Origin of the sequence: Streptomyces sp. NRRL S-646, from assembly GCF_000720765.1 — a bacterium.
Classification (GTDB): Bacteria; Actinomycetota; Actinomycetes; order Streptomycetales; family Streptomycetaceae; genus Streptomyces.
The window spans coordinates 706222-717364 of record NZ_JODC01000008.1; the positions used below are offsets into that span (position 1 = coordinate 706222).

The 11143-nt window shown below is 69.2% G+C and carries 15 protein-coding genes; 8 read left to right on the top strand and 7 right to left on the bottom strand.

The window, feature by feature from the left end:
- Positions 1 to 53: 53 nt before the first annotated feature.
- From IH68_RS0123285 to IH68_RS0123295, 3 genes are read left to right on the top strand one after another with little or no spacing between them, the layout of a single operon-like run.
- Positions 54 to 1580, top strand: coding sequence for a GMC oxidoreductase (locus IH68_RS0123285; protein WP_030938327.1), 1527 nt, complete (start codon positions 54 to 56; stop codon positions 1578 to 1580).
- 15 nt (positions 1581 to 1595) lie between these two features.
- Positions 1596 to 2204 carry a nucleoside deaminase gene (locus IH68_RS0123290; protein WP_030938330.1) on the top strand — a complete coding sequence of 203 codons (609 nt, stop codon included), beginning with the start codon at positions 1596 to 1598 and terminating at the stop codon, positions 2202 to 2204.
- A 5-nt stretch (positions 2205 to 2209) separates the two neighbouring features.
- The gene (locus IH68_RS0123295; RefSeq protein ID WP_051833692.1) at positions 2210 to 3190 is read left to right on the top strand and encodes a sugar phosphate isomerase/epimerase family protein; all 981 of its coding nucleotides are present in this window, start codon (positions 2210 to 2212) and stop codon (positions 3188 to 3190) included.
- 358 nt (positions 3191 to 3548) lie between these two features.
- Here the strand turns inward: IH68_RS0123295 and IH68_RS0123300 are convergent, their stop codons facing one another.
- The 4 genes from IH68_RS0123300 to IH68_RS0123315 form a co-directional block, all read right to left on the bottom strand.
- Positions 3549 to 4607, bottom strand: a complete 1059-nt coding sequence (locus tag IH68_RS0123300) for a tartrate dehydrogenase (RefSeq protein ID WP_030938333.1) — start codon at positions 4605 to 4607, stop codon at positions 3549 to 3551.
- 73 nt (positions 4608 to 4680) lie between these two features.
- On the bottom strand, positions 4681 to 5565 hold the full coding sequence (locus IH68_RS0123305) for a LysR family transcriptional regulator (RefSeq protein WP_030938335.1): 885 nt from the start codon (positions 5563 to 5565) through the stop codon (positions 4681 to 4683).
- A gap of 168 nt (positions 5566 to 5733) precedes the next feature.
- Entirely contained in the window at positions 5734 to 6078 is a 345-nt protein-coding gene (locus IH68_RS0123310) for a VOC family protein (protein ID WP_063763535.1), read from the bottom strand.
- 171 nt (positions 6079 to 6249) lie between these two features.
- Positions 6250 to 7026 carry a hypothetical protein gene (locus IH68_RS0123315; protein ID WP_051833672.1) on the bottom strand — a complete coding sequence of 259 codons (777 nt, stop codon included), beginning with the start codon at positions 7024 to 7026 and terminating at the stop codon, positions 6250 to 6252.
- 38 nt (positions 7027 to 7064) lie between these two features.
- Between IH68_RS0123315 and IH68_RS0123320 the strand changes: the two genes are divergently transcribed.
- The 4 genes from IH68_RS0123320 (at position 7065) to IH68_RS0123335 (ending at position 8714) form a co-directional block, all read left to right on the top strand.
- Complete coding sequence (locus IH68_RS0123320; RefSeq protein WP_030938341.1) at positions 7065 to 7403, top strand: hypothetical protein; 339 nt, start codon at positions 7065 to 7067, stop codon at positions 7401 to 7403.
- 23 nt (positions 7404 to 7426) lie between these two features.
- The gene (locus tag IH68_RS56455; RefSeq protein ID WP_159403717.1) at positions 7427 to 7591 is read left to right on the top strand and encodes a hypothetical protein; all 165 of its coding nucleotides are present in this window, start codon (positions 7427 to 7429) and stop codon (positions 7589 to 7591) included.
- Between the two features lie 203 nt (positions 7592 to 7794).
- Positions 7795 to 8343, top strand: coding sequence for a hypothetical protein (locus tag IH68_RS0123330; protein WP_030938343.1), 549 nt, complete (start codon positions 7795 to 7797; stop codon positions 8341 to 8343).
- Between the two features lie 122 nt (positions 8344 to 8465).
- Complete coding sequence (locus IH68_RS0123335; protein WP_030938345.1) at positions 8466 to 8714, top strand: hypothetical protein; 249 nt, start codon at positions 8466 to 8468, stop codon at positions 8712 to 8714.
- Here IH68_RS0123335 and IH68_RS59855 read toward each other — a convergent pair.
- Genes IH68_RS59855 through IH68_RS0123345 form a run of 3 tightly spaced genes read right to left on the bottom strand, consistent with a single transcriptional unit; the run spans position 8662 to position 10301 of the window.
- On the bottom strand, positions 8662 to 9075 hold the full coding sequence (locus tag IH68_RS59855; RefSeq protein ID WP_078912567.1) for a pentapeptide repeat-containing protein: 414 nt from the start codon (positions 9073 to 9075) through the stop codon (positions 8662 to 8664). The two genes, IH68_RS0123335 and IH68_RS59855, sit on opposite strands and share 53 nt — an antisense overlap.
- A gap of 48 nt (positions 9076 to 9123) precedes the next feature.
- Positions 9124 to 9996, bottom strand: coding sequence for an IS3 family transposase (locus IH68_RS0123340; RefSeq protein ID WP_030938347.1), 873 nt, complete (start codon positions 9994 to 9996; stop codon positions 9124 to 9126).
- Entirely contained in the window at positions 9993 to 10301 is a 309-nt protein-coding gene (locus IH68_RS0123345; protein ID WP_037885038.1) for an IS3 family transposase, read from the bottom strand. The genes IH68_RS0123340 and IH68_RS0123345 overlap by 4 nt, the downstream gene beginning before the upstream one ends.
- 113 nt (positions 10302 to 10414) lie before the next feature.
- Between IH68_RS0123345 and IH68_RS0123350 the strand changes: the two genes are divergently transcribed.
- Positions 10415 to 10975 (top strand): hypothetical protein, encoded by a 561-nt coding sequence (locus IH68_RS0123350; RefSeq protein WP_159403718.1) that lies wholly within the window; start codon positions 10415 to 10417, stop codon positions 10973 to 10975.
- Positions 10976 to 11143 lie beyond the last annotated feature (168 nt).

Sequence of the window (11143 nt, forward strand, 5' to 3'; positions counted from 1 at the left end):
GCCCCATCCGCACTTTCCCCTCACACCCAGTTTCACAGGACAGGAGTCCGACCATGACCGGCACCAGCAGGACCGGCGTTCTCATCGTGGGCAGCGGCATCATGGGATCCGTCGTGGCCCGGCTGCTGCGGGGCACCGATCCGGCGCTGGACATCACCGTGGTCGACGGCGGCCAGCCGATCGGCGCGGCTCCCGGCCTGCACCTGCACGACCTCGACGATCCGGCCCTGTGGTCGCGCTACAACGAGCGGGTCGCCACCGGTGTCCAGGGCCTGTACACGGGCGCCGAAGTGGTACGCGACGTCGCGGACAGCATCACCGGCCTGGCGCCCGGCATGTTCCACGCCCTCGCCTTCGGCGAGGATGCCGAGGCGATGCCGGCTGCCGCGCTCGCGTGGAACGTGGGCGGCATGGGCGTGCACTGGACCGCCGCTACCCCCTGGCCCGCCGGGGACGAGGTGTTCGACTTCGGTGACCCGGACTGCTGGGCGACGGATCTGGACACCGCGCGCCGACTGCTCGCGGTCACGCCCGCCGCCATCGGCCCGACTCCGGTCGGGCAGCGGGTACTTGAGGTACTGCGTCGGTGCTACGACGGCGTCGGACCGGACGACCGGCGGCCGCAGCCGATGCCGATGGCGGTTACCGCGACACCGGCGGGCCCCATGCCGCGCACGGCTCCGGGCACGGTCTTCCCCCCGATCGCGGCGGGCGGGGACCCGGCTTTCACGCTCCTGACCGGCACCCTCGCCACGGCCCTCGTCACCGACGGCGGCCGGGTCGCCGGCGCCCGGCTGCGTCGTGTCGCCGATGGCACCGAGTACGAGCTGGGCGCGGAGACCGTGGTGGTGTGCGCCGACGCGCTGCGCACCCCGCAACTGCTGTTCGCGTCCGGCATACGGCCCACGGCACTGGGGCGTCACCTCAACGAGCACGCATTCATCAGCGCCCGCGTGCTGCTCGACCTCGACCGGTTCGGCATCGGCCTCGACGCCCTGCCCCTGCCGCTCCCCGGCGAGTTCGCCACGGACTCGCTCTGGCTGCCGCAGAACGGCGCGGCGCAGCCGTTCCACGGCCAGATCATGAACCGCACATACATGGACGAGGCCGACCGCCCCCTGGCGCACTCGGTGGGCCTGTCGCTGTACGCCCCCGTCGAGTCCCGTCCCGAGAACCGGCTCGTCTTCTCGGAGTCGGACACCGACCTCGCCGGGATGCCACGGATCACCGTCGAGTTCGGCTACTCCGCCGCAGACCGGGCGCTGATCGGCCGCGCGCTCGACGAAGTCCGGTCGCTCGCCGAGGAGTTCGGCACGTTCGATCCAGAGACCGAACTGGCCCTGCTCCCGCCCGGCTCGTCGCTGCACCAGACCGGAACCGTCCGGGCCGGCACCGCCGACGACGGCACCAGCGTGTGCGACCCCCACGGCCGGGTGTGGGGCTTCGACAACCTGTACCTCGCGGGCAACGGCGTGATCCCCACTGCCATGGCCGCCAACGTCACGCTGGCCGGCGCGGTGACCGCGGTACGAGCCGCGCGCGCCGTCGCCGAACGCATCACCGCGCCCGCCGCCCACTGAGAGGAATCCGGAACCGTGATCGACATCCCGAGGGAATATCGCGTGGCGCTGCCCACGTGGATCGACGACGAACTCGCCGATGTGCCCGCCGCCATCCCCGACCGCGGCGACCGCATGCGCCTCGTGCACCGCCTCGCCGACCGCAACTGGCGGGAGGGCAACGGCGGTCCGTTCGCGGCACTCGTCGCCGAGCAGGACACCGGCCGGATCGTCTCGGTCGGCGTGAACGTCGTACTTGCCTCCGGGGTCTCCAGCGCGCACGCCGAGGTCGTCGCGCTGGGCCTCGCCCAGACGGCGACCGGCGGCTGGGACCTCGGCGGCGAGGGTGCGCCGACGCACGAGCTGGTCGTCAACTGGCGTCCGTGCGTGCAGTGTTACGGCGCGGCGCTGTGGTCCGGGGTGCGGGGGCTAGTGGTCGCGGGTGAGGGGCCGGAGCTGGAGGAGATCACGACCTTCGACGAGGGCCCGCTGGGCGCGGACTGGGCCGAGCAGTTCGAGGCACGCGGCATCAAGGTCATACACGACGTACTCCGGGACGAGGCGCTCGCCGTGTTCCGAGCCTACCGGGACGCCGTCGACGTCGACGGGGTCACCGTCTACAACGCCCGCGGAGGCGCCGCATGACACCACTGACACCGCGCTTCGCGACCGACGTCGTCACCTTCTACCACCCGGACTTCTGGGGACTGGACTCCGCCGAGGCCCTGCGCGACTGGGCCCGCGACCATCCCCGGCCCTTCTGGGAACGAGTGATGGACGCGCTGACGGAGGCCGGGATCACCGGCCTGGAGCTGACCTTCCCGCCCGGCGACATCGACTCGGCTCTGCGCGCCTTCGGCAGCGCGGCCTCCTTCCGCCGCGAGCTCGCGGCCCGCGGCCTGTCCGTGGTGAGCGCGTTCATCGCCGGCAGCGACGCCCCCGACTGGCGGCAGGACGGCGACCTGCCCGCGATCGTCGCCGACGCCGAGCGACGCGCCGCCTTCCTCGCCGAGGTGGGGGCGGAACTGCTAGTCGCCGGACTGCCGATGCGGACGACGTTCGGGACGCGTCCGCCCTTCTTCGTCGACGCCGCGCACATGACGCGGATGGCCGACATCGCCCACATGGTCGGGGAGGCCGTCTCCCGGTACGGCGTGAGGCTCGCCTTCCACACCGAGTCCAACAGCACCCTGTGGTACGAGCGGGACATCGACCTGTTCATGACCCTGACCGATCCGTGCTACGTGTGGCTGTGCCCCGACTCCTGCCACATCGCGCTCGGAGGAGGTGACCCCGTCGCCGTCGCGCGCCGTCACTCCCAGCGCATCGCGCTCGCGCACTGGAAGGACGCCGTCAAGCCGATCGACGTCCACCTCACCATCGACGACACGGTCTTCGCCCAGCAGCAGCCCTACATGACCGAACTGGGCACCGGCATCGTGGACTGGAGGGCATGGGCCGACGCGATGTCCCGTACACCCGGCGCCGGCATCGTGCTCGTCGAGCTGGACGAGGCGGCCGATCCCGTGGCCGCTCTTCGGGCGGGAAGGGCCGTTGCTGAGGAGGCCCGGGCTTGGCCGGTGATCGGCGACCACGCCGCCGCACACATCGCAAGGCAGGGTCAGGCATGACGGCTCCCGCTGGGCACTCCCCGCACGCACCCTCCACCGACGGCGCCCCCGCCCGGTCCGCACCCGCACCTGCGTCGGCGACTGTGACCGGCCGGGCGCGGCGCACCCCGCGCTCGAGGGCGAGAAGGTGCTGCCCGAGCTGATGGACTACGCGGGCGAACGCGGCGTCAAGATCGTGATCGAGAACCCTGGATGGCCTTTCTCCTCGTTGAGGAACGGAGCGCAACCGGGACGCTGAACGGTCCTCGCCACGAGGGAGGGCCGGTGGGGGCGCGGCTCGGGAGAGGGGAGAGGGCACGGGAGTGCCCGATGAGCGGTGCATGGCGTCGTCCCTGCCGCCCACCGAGGGGGAGATGGCTCAGAGGAGCTCGATCAGCTTGTCGGTGAACTCGGCGGTGGTCGCGGTTCCGCCCAGGTCACGGGTGCGGATATCGGTCTTGGCCAGGATCGCGGCGATCGCGTCCGTGATGTCCTTGGCCGCGGCGGGGTGGCCGAGGTGGTCGAGCATCATGGCCGCGGACCAAATCGCGCCCAGCGGGTTGGCGATGCCCTGGCCTGCGATGTCGGGCGCGGAGCCGTGCACGGGCTCGAACATCGAGGGGAAGTCCCGCTCGGGGTTGAGGTTGGCCGCCGGGGCGACGCCGATGGATCCGGCGACCGCGGCCGCGAGGTCGCTGAGGATGTCGCCGAAGAGGTTGGAGGCGACGACGACGTCGAAGCGGGCCGGCTCGAGGACGAACTTGGCCGCGAGGGCGTCGATGTGCTCTTGGTCCCAGGCGACCTGCGGGAATGAGGTGGCCCGCTCGGTGACGAGCTGGTCCCAGAACGGCATGGTGTGCACGATGCCGTTCGACTTGGTCGCGGAGGTCAGGCGGCCGCCGCGCTGGGAGGCGAGCGTGAACGCGTAGTCCAGCACGCGTGTGACACCGGCCCGGGTGAACACGGCCTCCTGCACGGCGATCTCGTCCGGGAAGCCGCTGTTGAGCCGACCGCCGACCTCGCTGTACTCGCCTTCCATGTTCTCGCGCACGACGATGAAATCGACCTCGCCCGGCCGTGCGCCGCGCACCGGACTGTCGATGCCTTCGAAGACACGGATGGGCCGGAGGTTGACGTACTGGCGGAAGCTGCGCCGGATCGGGATCAGCAGCCCCCACAGCGAGACATGGTCGGGCACCCCCGGATATCCCACCGCACCCAGCAGGATCGCGTCCTTGTCGCGCAGCTGGTCGATCCCATCGGCGGGCATCATGGCGCCCTCCCGCAGGTACCGCTCGCACGACCAGTCGTACGACGTGTAAGTCAGGCTGAAGCCGTGGCGGCGGCAGAGAAGATCGAGCAACTGCCGTGCTGGGGGCAGTACCTCGGCGCCGATGCCGTCGCCGGGGATCAGGGCAATGCGGTGGTTCGTCGTCATGCCGTCGATTGCAGCAAGGCGGTGCATGCGGCGTCCAAGACGCAAAGCGGATCTCTCTTATAAGCGGTGCCTATCAGCCGTTGGAGGCCGAGGTGGCGGCCGTGACGAACGCGGCGGCTGCGGGCGACAGGATGCCGCGGCGGCTGACGAGGGCGATGTCCAAGGTGGTCTCCGGATCGATGTCCAGGACGCGGGCGCCCAGCCGCCGGGCGACGTCCCGCCAGGAGTCTGTGACCACCGCGAGCCCCACCCCGGCCAGTACCAGGGGCATGAGCGACACGCGGTGCTCGGTCTCGGCGGCGACGGTGAACTCGATGCCCTGTTCCCGCAGCGCGTCGACGTAGGCACGCATTCCGGTACCCGGCTGCCCGACGATCAGCCGCTGTCCCGCAAGCTCCTGGCACTCCACCACCGTCCGATCAGCGAAGGGTCCGTCGACCGGCACCATCAGCACAAAACGCTGCCGCCCCAGCGCATGGGAGACAACCTCCTTGTGGGGGACCGGACCGGCGGACGCCAAAAGCCCCAGCTCCACGGCACCCGTGCGCACCATGTCGATCACATCATGCGACGTGAACGCCGCTTTGATGGCCACAGAGACGCCGGGATACCGGTGGCTGAAGGCACTCACCAAGGTCGTCAGTGGCTCCACCGCCTGCGACGGCATCGACGCCACATCCAGGCGCCCCTCACGCAGCTCATGCACCGCCGCGACACTCGCCCGCGCCGTCTCCAGACTCCGCACGGCCTCCCGGGCAGGCTCGATCAGGGCCCTTCCGGCCTCCGTCAGGACTGCCCTGCGCCCGATGCGATGGAACAGCTCTGACCCGAGATCACGCTCCAGTGCCCGCACGGCCTGCGACAGCGACGGCTGTGACACGTACAGAGCCGAGGCCGCACGGTTGAACCCCCCACGATCGACAATCGCAAGGAAGTACTCCAGCTGCCGAATGTCCATACGCGCCCTCTGCCCCTCAAGAAATCGACCGACGACTCGATTGGTCCCTGCCATGGTTCCGTGAAGGATTGCCTCGACGAAGTACGGACCACCGATGCACTGTGCGTTTTCCAACCTCAATCCGAGCAGGTCAGGCGCGGCGCAGCACACCGCACAGGTGGGAGAAACTCACCGGGTGGGTGCCTCGGCAAGTGACAGGCTGTTTCCGTCAGGGTCCAGCACGACGACATGGCGCACGCCGTTGCTGTAGGTCTCGACCGGTTCGTGGTCGATCCCGTGTGCGGCGAGTCGGGCCAGGATGTCGTCGAGGTCGTTCACACCGAGCGTGATCATTGCTCCGCCCACTCGCTCAGTGCGCATGTCCCGATCGTCAACGACAACCCATGCGTTCTCACCAAGCTGCCACAGGTATTCCTCGCCGATGATCTCGTCCGCCGGGCGCCCGAAGAACGCCTCGAACCACTCACGTGCCTTGATCCGGTCACTCACGCACATGATGCTGTACAGGTCCACTCGGATCACTCCTCACAGTCGTTTCGGAAGTCGGACCACTCCCGTGACCAAAACTCATCGGAGGGTCAGGAGCAGCCGCCGAGCCGATCGCCTCTCGCACAGCCCCCGACGGCTGCTCGCTCACCGAGCTGCTCGACCTCCCCCCGTTCCTCACCGTTGTCGGCGGCCGGATCACCTATCCGCGCGCGGGGGACCGGTTCGGGTCAGGGACAGCAGAGGGATCGCGGCGAGGAAGGTGGCCGCCGCGAGCGCAGCACCGAGCGCCGCGTAACTGGTCATGTCCAACAGGGCTCCGACCAACGGCGGTCCCAGGGCGGTCCCGACGGTGACCGCCCCGCTGGTGGTGGCGGCCCAGCGGCCGGACGGATCGGCCGCGGACACGGTGGCGAGTACCAGCGTGAGGACGGCCAGATAGCCGGCCTGCCATACGACCGTGGCCACCGCGTACACCCCGGGCGAGGCGGAGGCGGCGACCGCGAACTTGGCCGCGGCCTCCACCGGCACACAGGCCGCCAATGCGAGAAAGCGGCCGAAGCGGCGTGCGGCCAGGGACGCGAAGGCGATTCCTGCCAGAGCGATCACCCCTGCCGCGGCGAGCACGGTGGACACCGCCGGTGTGCTCATCCGGGCGTGCTGCTCGCCGAGTTCGGCGACGTACGACCAGGCACCCTGGTCGGTGGCCGCGAGCAGAGCCACGCCTGCCAGCAGCGGTAGTCCGGGGCGGCCGACGCCGGCCTGCGGAAGGCCGCCTGCCGGCCTCGTCGGGGCGTCGGGCAGCCACGCGGCGAGCGGCAGGGCGAGCAGGCAGCACACCGCGACGAGGAGGAAGCCCGCTCCGCTCCACGCGCTGTTGGCCGCCGGAACCCCGATGACCAGTACGGCCGTCGCCACTGTCGCCCCGAGGACGCTGGCCGTCGAGGCGCGGTCGGGGTCCTCGGTCGACGCCATCCCGGCTGTGGCGGCGACGAGGATGGCGCCCAGTCCTCATGCCCGCGATCCTGCCCGTGCGGGCCAAGCAGGGGAAGCTGCTGCGGGCGGAGCCGATCGCGCAGCAGATGGTGCAGGACAAGGTGCGCTTCCGGAGCCTGTTCCCCGACCTGGAGCGCGAGTGGGCGACGTGGCAGCCCACCGACCCCGACAGCCCCGTGCGTATCGACGCCTCTTGTGTCCTCGTGTACGGGCTCATCCCGGAGGCCAACGCAGGCGCCATCGTCCACGCCCCGCTCCCGCAGGCCCCCCAGGGAGGCGGCACCCGCGCCGGGATACCGGGAAGCGTGCAGCCCAACCGGCCAGCGTCCCCGTACGGGCGTCGAATCGGCCGGTGAGCCCGGTCTCTACCCTCGGAGACATGAGCAACATCCCGGACGCGCAACCAGCCCGCCCCTGGCGCGAGAAGGACGGTCCCAAGCCCCCGGTGTGGATCTGGCCCCGGACCGACCGGCCTGCGCTGGAGGTGATGTCGGGCGGTCAGTGGCGGCGCGCGCGGGTCCTCGAACGGTCGAGGTCGACCTGAACGGGGACACGATGGTCCGGATCCTCGCCTACCAGTGGCCGCAGCCCGGCTTGCGGGTCTCCCGGCGCAGCGGCTCGCAGCCGACCCGCAGCAGCGACGGGCGCTGACCTCGGGGGGCTTACTGGGGGATCGGTGAAATGTTCGGCTCGCCCGGTTTGCCGATTGCCTCCCAAGCCCTATGCCGCAGCGGAGAAGATGAGCCTATGAGCGCAGAAGTGACTGTGGGCGTTATCGGCTTGATCGGCGCCGGCTTAGGCGCAGGCGGTGCTGTCGCAGCTGGATGGGTTCAGCAGTGGCAGATGGCCAAATACGGAGCCCGTCAGCGCCGGGACCAACGGGCGCTGACGATTGGAGAGGAGGCGCTCCTCCAACTCGTGCACCTTGAGCGCGAGTTGGAATTGGCGATGGGAGAACATCTCCGGGGAGGTGATCCGGACATCGCGGATTTGATCAGAAGATTCGGTCGTGACGCAGAGACGGCCCTGCTCCGCCTGCCTGGGGCGCCCGATCTTCAGGAGCGCATGGACATCATCTTCACCTTCCTCAACGGATACGAGGCGGCCGACCGGGGCGAAGAGCTCTTTTATCTCATCAGCCGCGAGCAAAGGACAGAAGACACCGAGCTGAGGCGGATCCAATGGGCGCGGTTCTACGCTAAGAAAGCAGTGGCAACGCTGGGAGCTTTCCTGAGGGAAGAGAAGCTTCCAAACCCGGGACGGCTCGAGCGCCTCGCTGCCTTGGGGGAGCGGTAACGGCAGAGGCGACCGGGATCCCCGCACCTCAGCGCGGGACCTTCACGGCTGGCTCCCCACGTTTCAGCAGGTCAAAGACTTCCGTCGGTTCCCCTTCCTACCCTCCGGGCACACTGGTGGGCGTGAAACTGCCCCGTATCGAGTGCCAGGACTGCCAGCGTGACATAGCGGCCGGCCCGGTCGCCGGGCGGCCCGGCAAGGGCCGCGTGTGGCGTCACGACCCGCCCGGCCGGCGCCGCCTGCACGACGATTCCCTCGTGTCCTGCCCCGGATCGCTGCGCATCGTCGACCTGCCGCTGCCCGCCCGGCAGTTGGAGTTCACCGAGCCCGAAACCCAGCCGGACGGCATGGACACCGTGCCGCTGTTCTGACCGGCCCGCAGCGCCCCGGCCTGGGGTTGCCCGCCGGTGAGCGTGTCCAAGATGGCCGGTCTTCCGGGGAGTGCAGTCGTACGAGGCCTTGAGCAGGCTCGCCGGTGGGCGGGCGGATCACGATACTGCCGATGCCTAAGTCGAGACGTGGAAGTTGGGGGGCAGTTTGGTATATCCATTGGTGCGGGCCGAAGCGATCTGCGTGGGATCCAAAGTTGGTTACGGTCGACAAGTCGCTGCCCGCCAGGTTGGTCTCTGTGAGCGTCGCCCCACCGAGGTTGGCCTTCGTGAGCGTCGCCCCGACCAGGGCGGCCTTCGTGAGCGTCGCCATGATCAGGGCGGCCTTCGTGAGCGTCGCCATGATCAGGTTGAGCTTGTTCCGCTTTGACGGACACCATTGGTGTGGTGGTCAGGCTGCGAGTGCGGTCTCGCATTCGGCGGGACTGCGATAGCACAGGCTGCTGTGCAGACGGTGCAAGTTGTACCAGCCCTCGATGAAGTCGAAGATCGCGGTGTGGGCGGCGGTCCGGCTGGGCCAGGAGCCGGTGCTGAGCAACTCCCTCTTGATGGTGGCGAAGAACGATTCGGCGAGTGCGTTGTCCCAGCACTGTCCGGTGCGGCCGACCGACAGACGCACCCCCAACTGGTCTGCCAGCACGGCGAATTGCTGGCTGGTGTACTGACAGCCACGGTCCGAGTGGAAGATCACCGGACGGGTGGGGCGGCGTTTGCGGCAGGCGGCCGTGAGGGCATCGGCGACCAGATCGGTCCGCAGGTGGTCGGCCGTCGCCCAGCCGACCACGCGACGGGAAGCGATGTCGATGACAGTGGCCAGATAGAGCCAGCCCTCTTCCGTGGCGATGTAGGTGATGTCGCCGCACCAGCGGGCATCCAGGCCGGCGGGGTCGGGCTGGAAGTCCCGCACGACGAGATCGGGCCGCAGGGCAGCTCGTGGATCGGGAACCGTCGTCTGGTGTCGTCGTCTGCGGTGTCGGCCCTGCAGGCCGGCAGTCCGCATCAGCCGCGCGACACGTCGGCGGCCGCATCCGGCGCCTGCCCGCTTGAGCACGGCATGGACGCGTGGGGCGCCGTAGGTTCCCCGCGACCTCGTGTGGACGTCGGCGATCTGTTCCGCCAGCTCGGCGTCACGGACCGCCCGGGGGCCGGGCTTGGCAGCACGGCGGGCATAGAAGGCGGCCCTGGAGACCTTCAGCAGCTCACACGCCCGTTTGACGCTGTGACCTGCACGCTTCTCCGCCTCGATGAACGGGTACACCGTCACCGGGTCTCCTTCGCGAAGAAAGCCGTGGCCCGCTTGAGGATGTCGACGTCCTCACGCAGACGGCGGTTCTCCCGCCGCAGAGCGGCCAGTTCCTCGCGTTCGCTGCTGGTAAGGCCGTCCCGCTCGCCCGCATCGACCTCGGCCTGCTTCACCCAGTCACGCACCGCGGTCTCGGTCAGATCGAAGTCCTTGGCGATCTGACCGACCGAGCGGTCACCGCGTCGGCACAGCTCGACGATCTCCGCCTTGAACTCCGGCGTGAACGAGCGACGAGGGCGAGGCTTCTTCTTCCCCGTGCTCTCCATGATGGACATCCTCCCGGGGCTGAACCCCTGATCTCGGATGTCCGCCAAAGCGGATCAAGCCCAAGAGGCTCTGGCAGCGCTTGCGGGGGGCCAGATGGGTTCACGTCATCACGGTGGTTGGTACGGCGATCGCGGCGATCGGAGGTCTCTGGGCCCAGGCCGTCGCCACGTATTGGAGTCAGCAGACAGCGAAAGATCAGCTCAACCAGTCGAGAGAAGACAGCGATCGCGAGAAGCGGCAACAGGCGGCACAAGTCACGTTCTGGGTTGAGGAGACCAATGGCACACCAGGCAAGATCCACATCGTCAACAGATCGCCTGATGCGGTCACGCAGGTGGTGACTGCGGTATCCATCCTCAAGAGCGATGGCGAAGACCCGCCGTTCCTGCTCCAGGACACGGACCTTCGTCCATGCGGCGAAGCCGTGTACTCCGCGACCGGGCTGGAGGTTTCGCGGTTCGGCCGGAACGGCGCGAAGCCGATGCCCAGGCTGAGCGATTCGATGTGGCAAGCCAGCCGGCTGTACTTCATCGACCGGAACGGAACGCCCTGGGTACGGTCGTTGACCGGCCTCACCGAGGGCGAACCCCCACTAACGCCCCCGTCTGGGGTGGGGAGAAAGAGGGCGAATTCGGGGATCCTTATTGTCAAGGACGCACCCCAAGTCAAATAAGTCGACGGCTGCGCCGTGGAGAAGCAGTAGGGCCGAGCGGGGCGGCGTCGGCGAACTCGCGCTGGATCGGCTACGGAACTTGATTGAGTGATGTCGGGACGGTTCGCCTGACAGCGGCCTGCTGGCTCCGGTAGCTCCTGGGGAGTGAGATACGCGCAGGGTGGTGGG

Coding starts and splice junctions, on each gene's coding strand:
- IH68_RS59855 (WP_078912567.1), bottom strand. CDS start 9,075: ATGGCGACGCTCACGAAGGCCGCCCTGATCATGGCGACGCTCACGAAG.
- IH68_RS0123345 (WP_037885038.1), bottom strand. CDS start 10,301: ATGGAGAGCACGGGGAAGAAGAAGCCTCGCCCTCGTCGCTCGTTCACG.
- IH68_RS0123300 (WP_030938333.1), bottom strand. CDS start 4,607: ATGACGACGAACCACCGCATTGCCCTGATCCCCGGCGACGGCATCGGC.
- IH68_RS0123315 (WP_051833672.1), bottom strand. CDS start 7,026: ATGGCGTCGACCGAGGACCCCGACCGCGCCTCGACGGCCAGCGTCCTC.
- IH68_RS56455 (WP_159403717.1), top strand. CDS start 7,427: ATGAGCAACATCCCGGACGCGCAACCAGCCCGCCCCTGGCGCGAGAAG.
- IH68_RS0123285 (WP_030938327.1), top strand. CDS start 54: ATGACCGGCACCAGCAGGACCGGCGTTCTCATCGTGGGCAGCGGCATC.
- IH68_RS0123330 (WP_030938343.1), top strand. CDS start 7,795: ATGAGCGCAGAAGTGACTGTGGGCGTTATCGGCTTGATCGGCGCCGGC.
- IH68_RS0123305 (WP_030938335.1), bottom strand. CDS start 5,565: ATGGACATTCGGCAGCTGGAGTACTTCCTTGCGATTGTCGATCGTGGG.
- IH68_RS0123320 (WP_030938341.1), top strand. CDS start 7,065: ATGCCCGCGATCCTGCCCGTGCGGGCCAAGCAGGGGAAGCTGCTGCGG.